This is a genomic window from Croceibacterium segetis (genome assembly GCF_011320115.1).
GTDB lineage: Bacteria > Pseudomonadota > Alphaproteobacteria > Sphingomonadales > Sphingomonadaceae > Croceibacterium_B > Croceibacterium_B segetis.
Map to the genome: position 1 here is coordinate 35965 of NZ_JAANOZ010000016.1, position 20310 is coordinate 56274.

The 20310-nt window shown below is 64.1% G+C and carries 17 protein-coding genes; 7 read left to right on the forward strand and 10 right to left on the reverse strand.

What is annotated here, in order from left to right; translation table 11 throughout:
• Positions 1 to 13 precede the first annotated feature (13 nt).
• The 9 genes from virB11 to G7B69_RS14530 form a co-directional block, all read right to left on the reverse strand.
• Positions 14 to 1018, reverse strand: a complete 1005-nt coding sequence (virB11, locus tag G7B69_RS14490) for a P-type DNA transfer ATPase VirB11 (protein WP_166180547.1) — start codon at positions 1016 to 1018, stop codon at positions 14 to 16.
• Positions 1019 to 1028: 10 nt separating this feature from the next.
• Positions 1029 to 2147 carry a TrbI/VirB10 family protein gene (locus G7B69_RS14495; RefSeq protein ID WP_166180549.1) on the reverse strand — a complete coding sequence of 373 codons (1119 nt, stop codon included), beginning with the start codon at positions 2145 to 2147 and terminating at the stop codon, positions 1029 to 1031.
• 4 nt (positions 2148 to 2151) lie between these two features.
• Positions 2152 to 2922 (reverse strand): TrbG/VirB9 family P-type conjugative transfer protein, encoded by a 771-nt coding sequence (locus tag G7B69_RS14500; protein WP_166180551.1) that lies wholly within the window; start codon positions 2920 to 2922, stop codon positions 2152 to 2154.
• Positions 2919 to 4085 carry a TrbL/VirB6 family protein gene (locus G7B69_RS14505; protein ID WP_166180553.1) on the reverse strand — a complete coding sequence of 389 codons (1167 nt, stop codon included), beginning with the start codon at positions 4083 to 4085 and terminating at the stop codon, positions 2919 to 2921. The genes G7B69_RS14500 and G7B69_RS14505 overlap by 4 nt, the downstream gene beginning before the upstream one ends.
• A complete protein-coding gene (locus G7B69_RS14510) occupies positions 4082 to 6517 on the reverse strand; it encodes a VirB4 family type IV secretion/conjugal transfer ATPase (protein WP_166180555.1) in 2436 nt (811 codons plus the stop codon). The genes G7B69_RS14505 and G7B69_RS14510 overlap by 4 nt, the downstream gene beginning before the upstream one ends.
• A 17-nt stretch (positions 6518 to 6534) precedes the next feature.
• Entirely contained in the window at positions 6535 to 6816 is a 282-nt protein-coding gene (locus G7B69_RS14515; RefSeq protein ID WP_166180557.1) for a VirB3 family type IV secretion system protein, read from the reverse strand.
• 9 nt (positions 6817 to 6825) lie between these two features.
• Positions 6826 to 7128 carry a TrbC/VirB2 family type IV secretion system protein gene (locus tag G7B69_RS14520; RefSeq protein ID WP_166180559.1) on the reverse strand — a complete coding sequence of 101 codons (303 nt, stop codon included), beginning with the start codon at positions 7126 to 7128 and terminating at the stop codon, positions 6826 to 6828.
• A gap of 5 nt (positions 7129 to 7133) precedes the next feature.
• Positions 7134 to 7694: a lytic transglycosylase domain-containing protein gene (locus G7B69_RS14525; protein ID WP_243415201.1), complete on the reverse strand. Its 561-nt coding sequence runs from the start codon at positions 7692 to 7694 to the stop codon at positions 7134 to 7136.
• A 791-nt stretch (positions 7695 to 8485) separates the two neighbouring features.
• The gene (locus tag G7B69_RS14530) at positions 8486 to 9946 is read right to left on the reverse strand and encodes a sigma-54-dependent transcriptional regulator (protein ID WP_166180563.1); all 1461 of its coding nucleotides are present in this window, start codon (positions 9944 to 9946) and stop codon (positions 8486 to 8488) included.
• A 676-nt stretch (positions 9947 to 10622) separates the two neighbouring features.
• Here G7B69_RS14530 and G7B69_RS14535 point away from each other — a divergent pair.
• From G7B69_RS14535 to G7B69_RS14565, 7 genes are all read left to right on the forward strand, one after another.
• A complete protein-coding gene (locus G7B69_RS14535; protein WP_166180565.1) occupies positions 10623 to 10862 on the forward strand; it encodes a hypothetical protein in 240 nt (79 codons plus the stop codon).
• Between the two features lie 154 nt (positions 10863 to 11016).
• On the forward strand, positions 11017 to 11619 hold the full coding sequence (locus tag G7B69_RS14540; protein WP_166180567.1) for a PEPxxWA-CTERM sorting domain-containing protein: 603 nt from the start codon (positions 11017 to 11019) through the stop codon (positions 11617 to 11619).
• Between the two features lie 857 nt (positions 11620 to 12476).
• Entirely contained in the window at positions 12477 to 12833 is a 357-nt protein-coding gene (locus tag G7B69_RS14545) for a hypothetical protein (protein ID WP_166180569.1), read from the forward strand.
• Between the two features lie 1161 nt (positions 12834 to 13994).
• Positions 13995 to 14522: a hypothetical protein gene (locus G7B69_RS14550; RefSeq protein WP_166180571.1), complete on the forward strand. Its 528-nt coding sequence runs from the start codon at positions 13995 to 13997 to the stop codon at positions 14520 to 14522.
• A 106-nt stretch (positions 14523 to 14628) separates the two neighbouring features.
• The gene (locus tag G7B69_RS14555; protein ID WP_166180573.1) at positions 14629 to 15123 is read left to right on the forward strand and encodes a hypothetical protein; all 495 of its coding nucleotides are present in this window, start codon (positions 14629 to 14631) and stop codon (positions 15121 to 15123) included.
• Positions 15120 to 17675, forward strand: coding sequence for a TcfC E-set like domain-containing protein (locus G7B69_RS14560; protein WP_166180575.1), 2556 nt, complete (start codon positions 15120 to 15122; stop codon positions 17673 to 17675). Before G7B69_RS14555 ends, G7B69_RS14560 begins: the two co-directional genes overlap by 4 nt.
• Positions 17672 to 18364: a hypothetical protein gene (locus G7B69_RS14565; protein ID WP_166180577.1), complete on the forward strand. Its 693-nt coding sequence runs from the start codon at positions 17672 to 17674 to the stop codon at positions 18362 to 18364. The genes G7B69_RS14560 and G7B69_RS14565 overlap by 4 nt, the downstream gene beginning before the upstream one ends.
• A 243-nt stretch (positions 18365 to 18607) precedes the next feature.
• Here the strand turns inward: G7B69_RS14565 and G7B69_RS14570 are convergent.
• A partial coding sequence (locus G7B69_RS14570) for a hypothetical protein (protein ID WP_207786039.1) occupies positions 18608 to 20310 on the reverse strand: 1703 nt, incomplete at its 5' end.

A 20310-nucleotide genomic window follows, 5' to 3' on the forward strand; every position in this document is an offset into this window, starting at 1 on the left:
GTCGGCCCACCCTTTAGCCGGTCAAATCACTGGCTAGGGCAATACCACGAATCATTCGTTTCCCGTCGACGCGGCCGAGCTGGACGATCACGTCGATCACCGACACGGCGTACTCGATCGTGTCCGTCCGGCTGAGGCCGATGCCGGTCTGCATCACCATCAAGGCGAGCTGCTCGAGCGCGCCGCGCAAGCTGTTGGCGTGGATGGTCGAAAAGCTGCCCGGATGGCCGGTGTTGATCGCGCGCAGGAAGCTGACGCTTTCGGCGCCGCGCAATTCGCCGAGCACGATGCGATCGGGGCGCAGGCGAAGGGCGGCCTGGAGCAGTTCGTTGGCTGTGACGCGCGCCTCGCCGAGTTCTCCCTTCACCGCGACGAGCCCGACGCCGTTCGCGCCCGGCAGGCGCAGCTCGGGCGTGTCCTCCACCAGGACGACGCGCTCTTCCGCCGGGATTTCCCCGAGCATCGAGTTGAGGAAGGTCGTCTTCCCGGTGCTGGTGCCGCCGGAGATGAGGATGGTTTTCCTGGCGGCGATGGCGGCGCGCAGGAAGGCGATCGGCTCGGCGGCGGAATCGGGCATCCCGGCTTCCGAAGCGGTTCCGATGGGGCCGGAAACGTAGGCGTCGAGCGGAAGGTCGAGCCGGCGGTGGCGGCGGATCGCCATCGCCCAATGGCGCCGCGTCGCCGGCGGGCCGCAGAATTGCACGCGCGCGCCGTCGGGCAGGGTCGCGCCGAGCAGCGGGTGCTCGCGGTTGATGCCCTGATGGCTGACCCGGGCGACCTGCTCGGCGAGGCGCTGGACCAGGCGATCGTCGATCTCCGCCGCCTCGACCCGCTGCATCCCGATGTGCTGCGAATCCTCGATCCACACCTCTCCGGGCCGGTTGACGAGGATTTCCGTCACCGTGTCGCGGTCGAGCCAGCGCCGGAACGGCTGCAGATAGGCCTCGAGGTAAGCGCTGCCGCCTGGCGCAAGCGCCTCCGCCGCGGCTCCGGCCAACCGGTGGACTTCGGCGCTCATGCTCCGCTCTTCACAGGCGCGGAGCGCGCGAGAAATCGAGGTCGCGCGCAGTGAACACGCGGATCGGCTCGCCCTGACGCACGCGGATCGTCGGGGCGATGGTGCCGCCCTGCTGGACCGCCGTCGCCGCGGCGCTCTGGCCTCCGCCGAGGATCAGGCTGGCACCGCCGGTGCCGATGGCGCTGAGGCCCCCCACCACCGAGAGCAGCATCGCCGATCCGAAGCGCTGGAAGAAGTGGCTGTTGACCTTGCCTTCGAGCCCGGTGCTGCCGTCGAAGCCGGTCGCTGGCGAGGCAAGGTCGACCGAGACCCCGTCGGGTCGGATCAGCCGCGTCCAGATGACGTAGGCGCGCTTCTGTCCGCCTTGCACGCCCGACTGGTATTGGCCGATCAGACGGCTCGAGCGCGGCACGAGCACGCGGCTGCCGTCGAAGCTGCGCACGTCCTGGCTGACCACCGCGCGCGCATAACCAGGCACATCGGTGTTGATCGCGGTCTCCAGGATAGCCGGAATCATGGTGCCTTGCGTAATTGTCGTTGTCGGGTCGAAATTGGTAGCTGCTGTCGCAGGCCCGCCGCCCACACCGCCAATGCGAGCGGCAAAATCGCCGATGGCGGCCGCCTTTGGTGCCTCGCCTGGCGGTGCCGAAGGCGCCGCTGCCGAGGCCACTGATTCGGGAAGCGCGCTTGAGTCGAAGATTACCGTTGAAGACGGATATGGTCTGGCGGCGGGCAGTGGCCGAGCTTGGGGTGCCACAGCGACCACCGGCGCCAGCGGCGAAGGTGGAGGCGAGGAGGGCATCGGATCGACGACGGAGGGAGATCCAACCGGCGCTAAAGGCGGCTGGGGCAGGCTGGCAGCGGCCTGTTGAGGCGCCTGCGACGCGGCAGGCTCCCTGTCCGCCGTACGCCCCGAATTCAAGCCCCATAAGGTCGCCATACCGAGCAGCGCGACTACGGCAACGCCGGCGGCGAGGCCGAGCGCGTCGGACTTGCCTTTGCGCTGCGTGACCGCAGGATAGGCGGCACGGCTGGCGAGATCAATGATCTCGGCGGATTCACCTTCGCGCGGATCGCGGTCGTTGTCCGCCTGCCTGGGCTTGGCGGCGAGGCGCATGGCAAGCTTCATTTCTTCACCTCTCGGACTGGGCCAGTATGGCCGGCGCGGGCAAAGGCCCATTATTGCTGATGGTGGCCGCTTCACGGCCCGAGCGCAGAATGATCTCGCGCGGGACGCCATCAATTACGATCACGTTGCCACGGACTGCGAAGTTGACCGGTCCCTCAGTTCCATTCCGGTCTCTGACGAGTATCGCGGGGATAGCGCTCCGGCTCGCCCAGGTCAGAAACGTCGCTTCCCCGTCATCGTAGATGCGTGCCGGAAGGAGCTTCTTGTCACCCGATCCGGCCCAGGCGAAGTTGAGCTGGGCGGGGTCGACGACGGCGTAGGGGTCGCTTGCGGCCGCCATCTCGATTGTAGTGGGCGTTTCGATTGTTTTGTCCGCAGACGGCTGAGGTGGCTGGGTCCCCGCGGGTTCGCCAGGATGGCTGAAAGACAGCATATAGATTGGATTCTTGTTTGCCGGGTTTGCGATCAGATCGAATAAATAAACATGTTTGTCGGTGATCACCGTCATGTTGGTGGTCGCCCGGTCCACGAGAGGCTTGATGAACAGCGTGGTGGCGCGCCTGTTGGGCGTCACTTGCCAGTCGCTCGAATCCCCGATGGCGACGTTCTCGATCAGCTCGTCGCCGCCAAAACGGATCGTTGCCTGGACATTGGAACGACCCTCAATCCGAACAATCTGCCCCGGCTTGTAAGCAAGGTCCACGAGCCGGGGATCCTCCGCCCAAGCAGAGGAAGCGGTGGCGATGAACGCTACAACGACAACAGCGAATCTCATTTCAATTTCCCGATCTGGCGAGGTCGCGCCGAGCGAAACCGGCTACCCACTCCGCGAGCCCGTGAAACGTGCAGCCCGGCGGTCGCAGCCGCGGGTTGCATCGCGGGCCTGCCGCGTTCCATGTCGGTGCGGGCCGCCATCCCGCCGCCGAAATTCGCACCAACTTGCCCGCTCGAGGCGAAGCGAATAAGGGGGCGGGGGGCTGAACTGGCCGCTCGCGCCTGACCTGCGGCGGCCGACCCTACCGAGTGGGATTCAACCGAACGGCGCGGATCAGCAATCGTCGAGGACGCCGCCGAGTGCTTGGACGCGAGGCCGAAAACGTCCCAGCCACCGACCATTGTGGCGGCTGTTTTCAGCACGAGAGTCATCAGCGCGACGTGGACCGCTCCCAGCAGGAAGAACGCCATGGCGGCTTGAGGAGCAATCTGCCCCGGCATCACTGGCGCCAGCGACGAAAGGATCGGAATCGAGAGTTCAAGGATGAACGAGCCGCCGAGCACGGCGAACAGCGGCGCCAGCGCGAGCAGAACCACGCCCTTGAGCCAGCCTGTAAACAGCCCGCGGGTGCCGGGGAACAGCGCCAGCACGACGAACACCGGCCCGAGCGCCAGGAGCACCGCGAGGGCGATGCGCGAGGTCGCCAGAATGCCGACCGTGCCGAGCAGGATCAGCGTACCGCCGAGCCACATCAGACCAAGGGGAGAGTACGTGGAGGTCGGAGCGACGCCGTTTCCCGCAGCCTCGTTGAGCCTTTGGAACACCACGTCGATCTTGGCGGCGAAGACGTCGGTGGCGTTGCCGGGAGTGCCGGTGAGGATTCCGGCAAGTTCGTTCGGCGCGCCGGTGGCAAGGTTCCAGACCACGCTCTGATAGGCGATCCAGCTGGTCGCGAAAGTCAGCACCAGCCCGATCGTGACGAGCCGCGAGGTCATGGAGTTGATGCCGATGCGGCTGCGCCCTGTAACCAGGGCGAAAGCGAACAGAGCGACGTAAATGGTCAGCAGGATCGTCAGCGCCGGCAGCAGCGCGCCGTGGGTACCGAACAGCCGCCCGAACGCCGCCTCTGCCATCTGCCCCGCCGCGCAATCGACGCCGCGGAGGCTCGCGGCAACGCCGTTGCCCACGCCCTCGACGGCCTGTTGGCATGAAGCGGCGCTCATTCGGCCGCTTCCCACAAGTCGAACTCTTCCTCGCTAGCGCCGGCGCCTGGCCAGCGACGGCCGGTCAATGCCGGGTACCAGTCGGCCGGGTCGTCGCCGACCGCCTCGCGCAGCAAGTCGAGCCGGCGGACGGCGCTTTCTCGGCCCGAGAGGACCGTCAGCACTTCGGGAGCGCCCGAGAGATCGAGGCGCGCCACCACGGAGGCATCGGGCTGGCGGATCACGAACGCGCGACTGTGCGAAGGCAGGCTGCGGATCAGCGCCAGCTCGTGCTCGGTCAGGCCGAAGCCGTCGCAATAGTCCTCGGCGCGCGCCTTGGCGTTAGGCAGGAAGATCATCGTCGCTGTTTGCTCGACCAGCGCGGTGGCAATCTTGCTGTCGAGCGCGTCGCGCGCACTCTGGGTAGCGAAGCCGACCAGCGCGTTGCGCTTGCGCAGCGTCTTGAGCCAGTCGCGGATACGCGCCGCGAAGACCTCGTCGTCCAGCGCCTTCCAACCCTCGTCGATCAGGATCATCGTCGGGCTGCCGTCGAGCCGCTCGTCGATGCGGTGGAACAAGTACATCATCGTCGGAGTGCGCAAGCGGGGCGATTCCAGTAGCGCGGTCATGTCGAAGCCGAGCACGCGGCTGCCCAGATCGAGCCGGTCATTTTCGTTGTCGAACAGCCAGGCGTGCTCGCCGCCTTCGATCCACGGGCTCAGCCGGTCGGCGAGATCGCCAGGCTGCGGGCGGCGGGCGCCCGAGAGCAGCTCGCGGAAATGGCGCAGGCGGCGCAGCGCCGAGGCGTTGGCGTAAGCGGCATCGACGGCTGCTGCGACGGTTGCCAGCTCTTCCGGCCCCTCGGCCTTGAGCAGCACCGCGAACCAGTCGCGGAGGAAGGCCCGGTTGGCGGCGCTGTCGGGCAACGCGAGCGGGTTGAACCCGGTCGGCTCCCCCGCGCGGATGCGGTCGTAGCGTCCGCCGATCCCACGGATGAAGAGCTCGGCGCCGCGATCCTTGTCGAACAGGATGGTGCGGGGGGAGAACTTCTGCGCCTGTGCGGCGAGGAAGTTCATCACCACCGTCTTGCCCGAGCCCGACGGGCCGATGATCGAAAAGTTGCCGAGGTCGCCGTGGTGGAAGTTGAAGAAGAACGGCGTCGCGCTGGTGGTTTCGAGCAGCGTCACCGCGTCGCCCCAGTGATTGCCCTCGGCCTTGCCGAGCGCGAAACCGTGCAAGCTGCCGAAGCTCGCCATGTTGGCGCTCGAGATCATCGCCCGGCGCACCAGAAAGGCCTCGTTGCCGGGAAACTGGCCCCAGAACGCCGGCTCGAGATTGGTATCCTCGCGCACCGCGATCGCCCCGGTGTCGGCGAGCGCGGCGGCGCAGGCCGCGGCGGCGTCGTCGAGCCGCTCGAGGTCGCTCTCGCGCACCAGCACGCTGAGGTGATGATCGCCGAAGCTGACCGAGCCGGCGCCGAGCGCGTCACGCGCGGCCAGCATGTCGGCGCGCTCGCTCATCGCCTCCTCGTCGGCCGAGCGCAGGCGGCGCAGCGACAGGTCGATCCGCTCGCGCGCGGTTTGCCGCTCGTGAGGCGCGAAGCTCTCGGAGACGACCATCTCGCAGGGCAGCCGCAGCAAGGCGTCGAGCAAACCGGGCGAGGTGGCGTCGGGATAGTCCTTGAGGCTCAGCATCGCGGCGAAGTCGCTGCCGCCCGAGCCGCGCAGCTCCATCGCATCGAGCCCGAAGCTGGCCCGGCGATAGGGGATCATGCGGCCGATGTCGGTGTCGTCGGCGGGTCGCCGCACCGGGCGCATCTCGCCGTTGTAGAGCGCGCTCAAGAGCTCGAGCAGCTCATTGTTGGTTGCGCCGCTTGGCCCCTGGTAGTCGCCGAGGGCCTGCGCGCCGTAGTCGCCGAGCGATGCGGCGAGCGCCTGGGCCGCGGCGCGCAAGCTGCGCAGCTCCCGAGGATCGGCCTCGATCGGCTCGCGGCCCCCACGCTGGCCTGCGCGGCGCCAGAGCTTCGCCGCGCGCTCGGCCAGCCCCGCCTTGCCGCGCGCGGGACGGCGCACCAGGGTCACGAACTGGTCGTTCACGAACAGCGAGCCGCTTGCCAGCTTGTCGCGCCAGCGGCGGTCGATGTGCGCCGACAGCGGATCGTCGAAACTGGCCAGCAGTTCGACGCTCACCCGGCGGCGGATCACATGGTGATAGAGCACGAAGCGCGCGTCTAGGTTCGAGCGCAGCATGACCTCGCGCGTCGCCGCGTGGGCGTTCAGGGTCATGCTGTCCTCGGTCTCGAACAGCAGTCCCGGAACCAGCAGCGCCGTCATCAGCGAGCCGTCGCGCAGCAGGATCGTGTTTTCGTCGACCAACCGCGCATAAGGCAGGCGGTCGCCGGCGTGGGCCTCGCGCTTGCTCCAGGCGGCTGCTCCGAGCCAGGTCTTGGTCATCTTCCGTTCCTTGGTGCTCATGCGGAGTAGCTGTTGCAGCCCCAGCGCTGCCAGTTCCTGACCCGCGGGCACTTGCTGACTTTGGTCATCCACAAGTCGAACACCCGCGGCTCGCGCAGGCAGGCGAGGTAGCCGATGCCGTGAATCGCCAGCGCCGCGGGCAGCGCCAGGAAGCTGCCGGTGATCAGGAACAGCTCGGTGGTCACCGCGGCGTTGATGATGAAGAAGTTGTAGGTCACCCCGGCGAACATCTGCGGCCGCGTAAGCGTGCGATGGACGGGATGGCGGATAAGCTCCATCGTCCGCGCTCAGCCGACCGCAGCGGCGGACTGGATGCCCGAGACGATCGAGGCGGCGCCGAACAGCACGAAGCAGCCGACGATCACCGTGGCCCCGAAGCGCCAGTTCATACGGCCGGTGAGCATCATGAAGCCGACTGCGGCGACCGCCATTACGGCGACCGCGGTGGCGACGTTGCCGAGCAGCGTGCCCTGCATCCAGGCGAGCGCGGCGACGATCGGGCCCGAGCCGCGCGGGTCGACGCCTTGCGCCAGCGCGGCGGTCGGGCTGAACAGCGTGAGAAGCGCGGGAATGAGGGCAAGCTTACGCATGGCAATTATCTCCGGGTGTGGTCGGAAAGGCGGCCGAGCACGGCCGCGACGTAGGTCTGGGTTTCGCGGATGCGCGGGACGCCGCCGGCCTGCTCGACCCGGCCGGGCCCCGCATTGTAGGCGGCCAGCGCCTTTTCGAGGTCGCCGCCGAAGCGGTCGAGCTGCTGGCGCAGATAGCGCGCGCCGCCTTCGAGGTTGGCCATCGGATCGTCGGGATTGACGCCGAGGCTTTGCGCCGTGCCCGGCATCAGTTGAGCGAGGCCCCGCGCGCCGACCGGCGAGACGGCGCCGGCGCGCCAGCGGCTTTCCTGCCAAACGACCGCTTCGATCAGCGCCGGGCTGAGGCCATAGCGGGCCGCAAGCTCCTGTACCTTTGCGGCATAGGGCTGCGGAACCCTCCCAGCGCTCGCGGAAGGATCGGCCAGCGAGCCTGCGGGCACCGCTGGGCCTTGCGCGACCTGAAGTGTCAACCGCTGACCGGGAGCCCCGTTGCCTGCGATCCACTGTGCGCCGCTGGCCCCGACTTCGAGCACGTCGGCACGCGCGGGAGTGGTGACCGAAGCCAATATCGAACATCCCACCACCAAAGCAGCTCGCGCTATACTTGGCGAGATTCGCAAAACCATCATCGAGCGTCTAAACCTCCCCTCCTCCTCGCACTCCGCAACGCTGCATCCGCTGCGCCGTGAGCCGGCAAAGCCGCAATCTGAGGGCCCGCGCCTTTCCCACGTCGTGCGATCAACCGCGTCGCCCGTGAGACCAGCCGTGTTGCCTGCAGAGAGTGAGGATAAGCACATCCTTGTACCTTGGTGGGCTATGGTTAAAATGAAGTTATCGGACGCTAACCGAATCTTAGAGCCCGTGGACGCGTGGGCAGAGAATGAGGAAATTGCCTGTCGGTCTTGCGGTAGCCATTCCCAGGGGCAGGTTCTCGGAAGCCGTCTCGCTCCCGATTAATGGCCGCTAACTTTCCTTTTCTCTTGAGACATCGAAGGGAGGCGCGCGACCCAGGCTCGCGTGGGTGCAAATTCGAGTAGGGAATTTTCGCGCAAACCGAGCATCCGAGCGCGCGATGCGGCGCTAAGCTACGCCGCCAACTGCAACGGCTCGCGATTCCGAGCCGGAGGACTTGGTCAGATGCAAGCCGTCGCGCCCACCGACAAAGGAGGCGGAGCTGGCCAGGGAAAGATCCGATCCTGTCGAATCCTTTGATGCCGCGGCGCATGACGGCCCTGGCCGATCCGCTTGACCGGAGTGATCGCAGCCGCGAGGCTCCGATAGTTTCTCGGGAGCAGCCGGCTCCAAGCGAGGCGGGCGCCAAACGGAAGCCGAATTGCCCGAAGGTTCTTACGCAGATCTAATCCCGCGCATTCGCCCCGTAGATTCCTTCAAATCCCAGCTGACGGGCCTTTCGATAAAGCGTCGAGCGGCCGATCTTTAATCTTCGCGCGACCTCCGCCATGCGCCCGCCGTAACGCTCGATCGCGAAGCGGATCACATCGGCTTCTATGTCGTCGAGGCTACGCATGTGGCCCTCTTCGGTGCAAATCTTCATCTCGGGTGTAGCCGATTGGCTCGGGTCCAGGCGCACGGCTTTGCCCGGCATGGCTGAGCCGGCTAATTCGACGAAGTCGGCGCGCGTCAAAACATGATCTGTGGCCATCGCGACCGCCCGTAGGAGGACCGCCAGGAGTTGACGGCTGTTACCGGGCCAATCAAGCCCCCGAAGCAGCGCCAGCGCATCGTCGTCGATCGCCAGCATGCGAAGATCTCGAGGGTCTCGAAATGTGCTGACGAACGCTCGCGCTATCAGTGACACGTCCTCCCGGCGCTTGCGAAGCGGAGGCAGGTAGATGCGCGCCGACTCGAACTTTCTGTAAAGCTCGGTACTGAATGCCTTGCTTTCGACGAGTTCGGCGATCGGATCATCGCCCAACGCGATAATGCGTACGTCGAAACAGTAGGCTGCCGCGCTGCCCAAGCGCAGCGCGCGTCGGTCTGAAAGGGCTTCCGCCAGCCGGTCCTGGATGGGTATTGGCAGGTCGTCCACGTCATTCAGTATCAGCGTGGCGCCGTGACTCTGCTCGAGCAGTCCTGGACGCGCGTCAAAGGCACCGACAAAGGCCCCCCGCTCATAGCCGAACAGCGCGGCTTCAATCTGGCTCGCTGTGGTGTGGCTGAAATCGCCGTGCTTGAGTGGCATTCGTGACCGTGGCGAGGCAGCGTGAATGGCGCGGGCGAGGAGGTCTTTGCCGGTGCCAGGTTCTCCCTCGATCAGCACGTGGACATTAGCCCGTGCGATTTTCTCTGTTTGTGCCCAGGCGGCGCGAAACGACGGATCGGCCTCGATCATCGAATCAAATCCGATCCCCAATTCAAGCTGATCGGCCCATGACTCTCGTTCGCGGAGGTGATCGTACGCGCGGCTCGTAGCTTTGCGCAGGAGTTGGAGCAGTTGTTCCGGAGTGACAGGTTTCGCGACGCAATCGCCCGCTCCAGCGCGCAGTGCATCAAAAAACCACCGCGATGAAGCGCTCGAGGCGATCGCGACGATGCCAAGGTTGCGTTCGCGACGTCTTAGGTCCGCAATAGCCTCCCCGATCGGCCCCTGAACGGCGTCTTGATCGAGAATTATCGCCGACGTCTGCAACTCGGACGACGTGTCCAGCATGGAATTGGCTTCTGCCAGATCCGTGCAGAACATCGTTCGCCAACCCAGATGGCACGCCTGATCGGCGAACACCGTCACTTCCGTGCAGGGGTGCCCAACCAACAGGACCGTGCGCTGGCGGGCATTGAAGGGATTTGCGGCTGTCATACTGCATCAACTTCGCGATGCGATATCCTACCTGATAGGACGGCATGGTGACTTTTCGGCGACAGTGTTTCGAACAGCTCCATTGGCGACTCTCGTTCAACCGTGCCGCACGAGTACTGCCTCCGGCGCGTGAGGAAACGAGGCCGTTCCCGGTGTCCCCTTTTGGGAAGCCGCTTGCGCTTTCCACTTGGGCTGGCCGAGCCACACTTTCGGCGCGCCGAACTACCCATGGACGTTGAATTCGTCCCAAGCTCCAGTTGCCTTCTCACCGCACAGCTATGGCCTGCTGTCGAGGTGAGCAACGGCACCAAGGTGAAACCTAACGTCCGGGCTACAGGCCTAAAGTTCGTTCGCTGCGCGGTGGCGCGTCGCCCGATGGATTTCCGGTCGATAGTCCGAGAGGACTAGCTGCTTGCGGCAAGACCCAGTCAAGCTCATTTAGGGCAACGGGACAGCCTCGACTTAGGCCATCGTTCGAGGCCAGCGGCTGGCGGCCCCGGGCTTGGCAGGAAGCCTGTTAATTCGCGCCCAAAGCAGCGCGTCGATCGGGCTCTTCTGCGGCGGAGTTTGTTCGTTTCGGTTGTTGGATTTCGCGTTTAATTTGGCGGGGAAACCTTAGCGCTTGTGATTACCGCTGTTCTGGCAAAAGATCGGCGCGAGACAAAGTGAGTCGAAGATGGCCAAGTGCCTCAATCCATTTTGCGAAGCGGCCAAGCCGCGTTTCCTGCCGCTTACCCCGGGCCAGCAGTTGAAGATCGCCGAACCCTGGGCGGCGAAGGGCGAGCGCTGTTCCTTTTGCGGAGCTGTTTATTACAATAGCGTCTTTGGCGGGCGCGAGCACCGCGGGTTTCTGGATGGCTTCATGATGCCGCGAGGATGGCGGCCAATTACCATTGGGTCAGGGACGCGCGTGTAGCGCGTGCCTTGTCCTGAGCCTTGTCTGGTCCGCGGTTCTAGCTCGACACGCATCCCAAAATGGGAAACTCGAGAAGAACTCTCGCCTTTCGGTGCACCGCGGCTGGTGTTAAGTTTTGACCCTGAAGTTTAACGCTGTCCACGCGCGAGGGCCCATGATTCGTCGAGTAAATCGCCTGACCCTTTTCGCCCTCGCCACTTTGTCGGGCCTGTCGTGGGCGTCCTCGGCTGAAGCGGGAAAGCCGGTCGCTGCGCCGCCGCCAGGCTGCTCTACCGTCACGTTCAGCGTTACGACCCTTGACTGCCTTGGGTTTTATGAGGGCAACCTGGTTGCCGAAGATGGACCGAAGCTCACTCAGGCTCTCGGCCTGACGAGCGGCTTGGATGGCGATGCATCGTCGCTGCTCGAAAAGATTGAATGGGGGTCGGGTCAAGACGGCAATCCCATCGATTTCCTCACCTCGCTATCCGGGAAGACCGTGATCGGCATCCATTTCGGCGGAGGCCGTGACGGATATAATGGGACGGGGTTCTGGTTGCTCGACGCGCCAGCGGACACCGACAAGATCACATGGTACTCGAATACCCAAAGTGGCATTTCGAATGCGGGACTCTATTTGACGCAGGTCCCGCCGGCGGTCCCCGAACCGTCGACTTGGGCACTGCTGCTCGTCGGTTTTGCCGCCCTTGGCGGTGCGATGCGACGATTGCGACTTGGCAATAACGCCAAAGTGGCCCTCGCCTACAAAGACACTTAGCGACAGCTTGAGCTTGCACGGCGGCGAGTGAATATACCTCCCGCGGCTTGCCGGAAGCGCCTTTGGTCACGGCCGACTCTGGACTTCGACGATTGAGGTAAGCGAAGCCCGAATTCCTGCATGCCAAATCGATGGCCGGAGAGGCATCGCCGCTCTTCCTGGCGATGGCGAAGTCGGCTGCCCGGGGCCGCTGGCGTAATCGAACTGCCTTTGCCCCTCGTCGGTATGACAGCCGGGTCTCTTGCTTGGGCGCAGGGACGATATGGCGGCATGCTGTTCGCCAATCGCCTACCTGAGGCGGTGGCTGACCATCTTGGTTTCAAGCCGGCACCCGATTGTGGTCCTGTCCTGCAGGATCGGTCTGGCCGTCCAGTCCTCGCTCGTATAGGTATTCGAGATTGCATTGGAGGATGTCCGCGATAGTTCGCCAGCCAGACTCCTGAAGTGGTTGGGTGGTGAGCCGTAAGCGAGATCTAACCAACGCTTGACTTCAAGCCGCCCTGCGCTGGGTGCGCGCTTCCGAAGCGGCGATGGGGCTTGCTTTGCAATTCGTTGCTGCGCTTCGAGCCCAGTGATACGCTTGGCACTTGCTCTCGCACGTGTCCAAACGCGCCACTCACTGCGCAGGTGGCCGACGGAGGATTCTGTACCTGCCCAGCGGATCGGCGCTGGAAGGCTAGTCGATAAGCGCTGCGCGAAAATCGCGAGACGAGTCGCTTCTCCTTCCGCGACTCGAATGACTATGCTTTACTCTTCTAGGTTGCATTGATCGAACGGTGAGTTGGGGTCGACCCTTTCCAATGTTCAGGCACAAACTCTTGCTCGCGGCAATACTGTTGTACCCTGCCTCGGCTGCGATGGCCGACCGCTTTGACGACCTGTGGTCGGAGGGTCACCAATGGTTGGAGCCCGCGGGGATTACCAAACCGATGTTTCGGTCGCTCACGATCTGGAGCGAGGGTCAATATTTCCTCGGATATTGCGGCGGCTACTTGCCGGGCAGTGATATCGCCGTGTGGCGCAACTGGTGGAGCAAGACGATTATTCCTCACAGCGCGGTCGGTCGAGAGTTGCTCGATAGAGGCGCGGCTCTTTATTCCCGCGGCGTCGATGACGGCAAGTCGGCACCGCCGGCAAAGGAATTTTGCCGGAGAGCACTCGATGCTTGGTCTCAAGACATCAATGCCGCCAATCTGGTGGCCCATGCCAAGTAATACTTGCACGCCATTCGCCTGTCACTCTTCATCAGAAGCGCGGCAGGACAGGTTGTGAGGAAAGGATGGGCAACGCAGCGTGGTCTTTGACGCCTATTCGGCGAGCCTAGCCGTGTCCGTTGGCGCGGCGTTGCGAATCCGGGACGAGTTGTCGGCCGGCGATTAACCCGACGATAGAACTGGCAAACGCCGAAATGCCTCTGCCCATGTTATGTCTGCGCTATCGAACCGCGTCCACCTCGGCTCCGGTTCCGGGCCTTGTTCCTTTGGCAATGGCAATCCGGCGATCGGTCTGTTTCGGCAGCGCTCGACACTGATGGGGCGTTGGCGTGGTGCATTATAGTCCGCGGTCGCACATGGAATCCGAGTGGTGGGCCCTCGGAGGTTTCGACCTTCAATCCTTAGCAAACGCCTTTTCCATGAAAAGCATGTCCTTCGGTGGATGGTGGGTGCTGGCGCTTTTTGGGAGCGGAAGGAGCGCCGGGTCAGGAGGGGTTGCGACCCCCCGGCACTCCCGAGTCACATTCTCAGCTACAAATGTTAAGAAGTGATAGCCGAAGGAGCGCCGCGCGCGGGATAGGTCTGGGTTGCGCCCGACGCTCCCAACGACTGCCTTAAGCATATGTTTGAGGTCAGATGTGGCCCGCATCAAAGGAGCGCCGAGTTCACCCTCAGATTCGGCGCTCCGATGTGCATGGAGCTGCGATGGCTGCCGGGCCCAGCGCCGTGCCCGATACGAATTTGATATTGCTCGTGAAAATGCGACATAAGCCCGGCGATCGAAAAGCGGATCTGCCGCGTCGACGATCGACAAGAATGGCGATTGCCGCAGCGCAGGAGTTGATCGCTGGCGCACGAACATGCCCGGCACGCCCAAGACGGGGAAGCGTTTCTGGCATCGCGGCCGCCAGTCCATTCTTGACGTTGGTGGCCGCGCCGTACCGGCACGAATGCACCCCGCGCACCGCAAGACAAGTAGCGCCTGCCGATTACCCTTGTGGTCAGAACTGGGCGGTGCGCGCGAGCAGGGTTCCTTGCATGGCAAACCGTTTGTTAACCGCACCCACGTAAAAGACCCCTCGGGACATTTACCTAGAGCCACAACAGGGGATCAAGATGACACTTGGCGGAGGGACGGTTCGCGCCGTGATTAGCCGATCGATGATGATTGGCCTTTTGCTTGCCTGCGAGATCAGTGCAAGTGAGGCGATGGCAGCAAACCAGGGAACACTTGGCGCAACGTCGACGGGCGACATCGCCATTTCGGCGTCGATACCGAGCCGTGCGCGTATCACAGGTCTAAGCGACGTTTCGTTTGTCAATCAAGATCCCAGCACGGCCGCTTCAGCCGCACAGGATATCTGCGTATGGAGCAACACCGCGACCAAGGCGTACACGATCACGGCTACCGGAAGCGGTAGCGGTAGCGCCTTCACGCTGTCGAACGGTGCCGGCACAGTGCCCTACGCCGTCGAATGGGCGGCCACGAGCGGGCAGACATCGGGGTCGGCGCTGATCGCGGGGACGGCCTCTTCTCCTCAGGCATCGGGCGCGGTAAACCAAACGTGCTCGAGCGCCCCGAACGCCTCGGCCAGCCTAATCGTCAAAATGACCACGACTGACCTCGGCACGATGATCGCCGGGAGCAATTACACCGGAACGCTGACCCTTCTCGTCACGCCGCAGTAAGCGAAGTCATTCACTTCGTGACTTGCCCGCCCCGGTTCATTGGCCGTGGGCGGGCTTCTCATCTTTGCTTACCGGTTCTTAACGATCCCTGTTCATAACGTTAACCATGAAATCGGGGATAGTCCTTAATGCGGGCCTGGTTGTGTGGGCGGCTGTCGCTGGCACGTCGTCGTCGCCTGCGCACGCGGCGTCCAACAAGGCGCGCCTCACCGGCCTGAGCGACGTCGCCTTCGGGCTGATCGCGAGCAACGTCGATCAGTCGGCAAGCCAGAGCGTTTGCGCTTACAGCTCGAGCAATACCAATGGATATTCGGTCACCGCGATCGGGAGCGGGGGAGGGGGAGCGTTCGAGCTGCTCGCGGGTGCCACGCCGCTGCCGTACGATGTCTTGTGGTCCGATGCCGGCAACCAGACCAGCGGCGTCGCCCTGGCCCCGGGCACGACGAGGTCGGGCTTCACCTCCACTGCCAGCCAGCAAACCTGCAATAGCGGTCCGAGCTCCTCGGCAAGCCTTACTGTGATTATCCGATCGGCGACCCTGATGTCGGCAAGGGCGGGGACCTATTCGGGTATGCTGCAAATCACAATCGCGCCTGAATGAGCAACTTACGGTCATTCACCGGATGCCGCGGCGCGCTCGCGCTGGGCTGCGCGGCCGTTGCCACGAGCTTCCTGCCTGCGCAGGCGCGCGCCGGCAACGCTCCGGTGATCTCGGTCGGCGAGCCCGACGGCTTTGCCGAGCTGACCGGGGATCAGACGCTGCTGGTTGATGTCTATTTCGGAGGAGTGCGTCTGGGAGAGGCGCTTGTTGTCGCGACGCCTGATAACGTGCGGGTCAAAAACCCCGTGGCCTTGTTTGATTTGCTGCCAGCTGTAACCGATCAGGCGCGCGTCCAGGCGGCACTTGCCGCGCCCGATCTTCGGGCAAATTCCGCCCTGGCCTGCTCGACAGGCTCTGACCGCGACACGTGCGGTCGTCTCTCGCCCGAGATTGTCGGCGTCATCCTCGATCGGCAGCGGCTGCGCCTGGACGTGTTCCTCAATCCTCGACTGCTGGTCATCCACGACAATGTCGAGGAACGCTACCTGCCTACGCCGACGAGCGGCCTGTCGATGACCAACGGCATTGGTGCAGTGCTTTCGGGGCAATCAGGCACAGGCCGGAATTTCTACAATTTGCAGGACCGACTCGTACTCGCGAATGGAACGCGGCGGCTGCGTGCAGACATGTCTTACGCCACAAACCACGGCCTCGAAGCCGAGCGGCTCGCTTTTGAATGGGACCGGGCAGAGGTGCGCTACTCGGCCGGTGCATTGTGGGCTCCGGGAACCGACCTGACGGGGCGGCGCAAGCTGCTTGGTCTCGGCATCGAATCACAAGTCGACACGCGTCTGGACAAAGACCAGATTCTCGGCAGTCCGGTTGTAGTCTACCTCGATCGCAGAGCGCGGGTGGATGTGGTCCGCGATGGCCGCGTGCTCAATTCGGCGATCTACGAAGCCGGGAATCAGCAGGTGAATTCCGCCAATCTCCCCGAAGGTTCCTACCAAATTGTCCTGCGGATTGACGAACCTGGCGGGCGAACACGCGAGGAGCGGCGATTTTTCACGAAAAGCCGGCGAATCCCGTCACCCGGGCGGACGGACTTCTTCGCCTTCGGCGGCGTCTTCGCCCGCGGCGGCGATCCGGGCGCCCTCCTGCCGTCACGCCATCCTTACTTTGAAGCCGGCATCGGACGCCGGATGAATCAGAGCTGGGCAGTCGAGGGTAAGATCGAGGCGAGCGACAAAACCGCGTCGATGGAGCTGGGAGCGACCCTGCTGACGCAGTTCGCGCAAGTGCGCGCCGCCGCAATCGCCGACTTTCACGGGCGCTTCGGCGGCATCCTACAGCTCGCCTCGAATGGATTCTCACGGCTCAACTTCAGTTTCGATTTGCGGCGCCTCGACGGTGGTTCAATGACCGCAGGCCCAACGGCTGGCCCAGTCGGGGGTTCGCTGTCGAATTCCTTCGGCGCAGCTGGCTTGGCCCGGCTGGGCAACAGTTATTTGCAGATTGGCGGCCTCGTATCCTACAGCATGGCGAACGTCCGCTTTCTTGGCGTGTTCTCTTACCGCGAGGATCACGAGCAAGTGGCGAGTTACAGTGTTGGCCCCTCACTGGAGTGGGATGTCTTGCGTAAGGGCCCGTTCACGCTAACTTTGCGCGGCGATATGACCGCGACCGAGCGCGGCGCCTCCGAGTTCGCGGGTATTTCGCTGCGCCTAGTTGGAGGACACGCGTCTATGACCGCGCTAGGTGCAAGCAGGACGTCCAGTATCACCGCCGACGATCTTGGCGATGGCCTTGTGACATCCCTCGCCGGGACGTGGACGACGGGCGCCGCAGGCGGCGATTTGGCTCTCGGTGCCGGCTTTGAACATCAGCCGCGGCAAGACGATCTCGTGCTGTCGTCCGAATTTCGTCACCCGCTGGGCTCGCTGTCGGGCGATCTTGTGCGCAGCGACAACGGTCCCTCGAGCGTATCACAATACAGTGTCGGCATGCAGACAACTATCATCGCCGGCGGTGGAACGGTGCGGGTTGCCGGCAAGACCACCAGCGACAGCTTGGTCGTGGCCCACGTCGCGGGCGCACGCGATGGCGATCGCTTCGAAATGCTCGTCAACGAGCAAGTCGCCGGAACGATCGTGGGTGACCAGCCGCTCATGCTCCCCCTCGCGACTTATCGCGCCTACGACGTGCGCATCCGGCCGACCGGGAAGGATTTGCTCGCCTACGACAGCTCTCCGCGCCACATTGGCCTTTACCCAGGCGCGGTGAGCCGACTCGAATGGAAGGTTGCTCCCATCACGATCAAATTCGGCCGCCTAGTCGCCCCTGATGGCAAGCCGGTCGTTCGCGCCTCAATCACCGGCAGGGGCGTCTGGAGTGAGACTGACGACAACGGCTTTTTCCAGGTCGAGGCACCCGATGATGCGGAGCTGACCGTGACGACGCATGACGGCCGCTCCTTTGCGGCGAAGCTACCATTGGGTGAACCGCAAGGCGGGGTCGTCCGGCTTGGATCGGTGCTATGCTGTGGCGCGGGTGAAATGTGGCTTGGCGCCCTCGACCCACGAGTCCTGCCTGTCGAGGGGACGGCGGAATGACAAAGAAGACCATTGTCCATGTCACGCTGGCGTTCGGAATGGCGCTAGGGTTCGCCTCGTTGGCGCACGCCGAGATGGTCCTGAGCCAGGTCATCGTCGATCTGCTTCCGGGTAAGCCCCCGCGCGATGACATCGAAGTGTTCAACGATGGCTCCGAGCGGATGTACGTCTCGGCTGAGCCGTTTGAGATCCGGTTCGCCGGCACACCTTTCGAACAACGCCTGCCGGCGACCGACCCCGAACGATCTGGCATCCTCGTCTCGCCGCAAAAGCTTGTCCTTTCTCCGGGCGAGCGACGCACGATCCGCATCGCCGCGATTGGCGAGCGGCCGGCCGCAGACCGCGTCTATCGCGTGGCGATCAAACCGGTCGCCGGCCCCCTCTCGGCGGACGCGAGCGCGCTCAAGATGTTCGTCGGCTATGACGCGCTAGTGCTCATCAGACCAGCGCAGTTTACGGGCGACGTTGCCGCAGAGCGCAAGGGCAAGGCGCTCCTCCTTACCAACGCCGGCAACACCGCACAGGAGCTGTTTGACGGCAGGCAGTGCGACACGAGCGGCAAGAACTGTCGGTCTCTTGAGGCGAAGCGGCTTTACCCCGGCGCCACTTGGCAGCAGGCGCTGCCGTTCGACACGCCGGTAATCTATAAGGTCGCCATCGGTTCGCTAATCCGCGAGAGGCGCTTCTAACCTTCATCCGGCACACTCTCATGCGCTGGCGATGCCGCGGGGTTCCATTGTCGCTGAGCGGCCCCGCCACTAGAGAAAGTTGCGAAACTTGACGTTCTTAGACTCGACCTACGAATCCCTCGCTCTCCGCCACTTTGCTCCTCCTGCAAGTGAGGCCCCTGGATGCTCGGCGGCGGTGGACCGGAGGATGCGGAGAGGGGCCCGGCCTGCGCCGGGGCTGCTGCCTAAAGGGCCAGGCCAAACTTACCGGCTGACCTCAACGCTGGTTCCACCGGCGCCAGGGCCGGCGATGCGGGCGCCTTCGCCGGTGGAGACAACCTTCACCCACAGGGCGTCTTTGTCCTTGTAAAAGGACGTGGCGCTGGCCTTGCGCAACGCCTCCAAGCTGTCCTGCGGCGTGCCCGCGGCCGCCGTGGTGAATCCCGGCATCTCGAAGATCACCCACGAGCCTTTGTCGAGTTCGCTGAGGCGCAGGGCGACGGACGGCCTTGCGGTGGTCAACTTGATCTCGGTCCCTGCGCGCACGTTGGTATCTCCAGCCAGGGTGAACTCCTTGCCGTTGCGGCTGAGAACGACGGGTGGTTGGGGAGGTCCCGCGGGCCGGCCAAACGGTGGCCCGCCGGGACCCGCGCCTGGGCCGCGACCGGGACCAGCGGCCGCACCGGAAGGGGCAGCCGGGCCTCTGGCAGGACCTGCGCCCGGAGCCCCGCCCAAGCCGGGAAGGCCAGGGCCGCCGAGCGCACCAACAGTGAAGCGTCCGATATCACCCTTGCACACGGCGGCGTTCCAGCTGGGCCTGACCTCGCAGGCGTTATCGATGGCGACAGCGTTGTTTTCGTCGTTGATGAGAATGAATGAGTCAGGGGCGCCTGTTACCGAACCGTCCACATCGTGGAACACCGAGGTCCTGTAGCTCCCGTTGCCGTAGTCGTCGTTGCTCCACTTGTGTTCCATCGGCGGGAAATAGACCGGCTTGGCATTGACGAACTTCGCGTGCTGCACGGTGTTGTTCGAGCTCATGCCGAAGCTGGTATACAACAGGTAGGAGATTGCCCCGGTCTTGCGGGTCTCGTTGTCCTGGAAATTCACGAAGGTGTCGTTGTCCAGGTGATGAAGGTAATCGTAGAACTCGTAGCCGCGGATCGGGAAGTCCGGGACTTTGGGCTGTGGCAAGCTGCGGCCGTAGGCGATCTCAGCCGGCGCCTTCGGATTGCCGATATTGTCGCTTTCGCCCACGAAGCGCGAATCGATCACCCGTGAGGTGAATTCGGAATTGCCGAAGTTGCCGGACGCGTGAGTATAGCCGATCGCGTTATCGGCCATCTTAAGGCCCCTGAAGCTGTCCATCTCGCCGCGGGCCCAGATGCCGCTGTTGCGGTTCTTGTAGCCGGTGAGGTCTTCGAACACCGTCTCCACGACCGGGCTCTTCGGGTCAGCCGGATTGGCAAGGGCCATATGGCCGCCGGGACCGAAATGACCATCGGACCTGGGGCCGCGGTCGAACATGAACCCGTCGAAGTTCGAGTGGGCGGTATTGCCCCTGAACTCGCGCAAGCGGGTACTGCGCGGCCAGATGCTCTCGCTGCCCGCCTTGTTCAGGAACGCGCCCGTCGGATGCTGCGGTGTGGCCAGCCAGAAGCCCGTCGCCTCCGATCCCGCGGCGACGTTGTCGATGTAAGTGTTGTCCGGATTGGTGATCCAGAAACTCGACGCGGTGTTGTCCGAGGGAATCAGGATATCCTTGGCGTCCTGGCCGGCCAGCTTGAAGTTCTTGCCGTCCGCCTCCGCACCGAACGGGCCGAGGTCCGTCGGCTCGCAGGGCTTGCCGTCGGGATGGCACTTGGTGAGGATCGCCAGATTGTGGACGATCTGGTTGCCGTGCTCGACCGCATCCTCGAGGAAGAAGCAGTGGCCGACGTTGTTGTAGGTGACGTTGTTCTGAATAC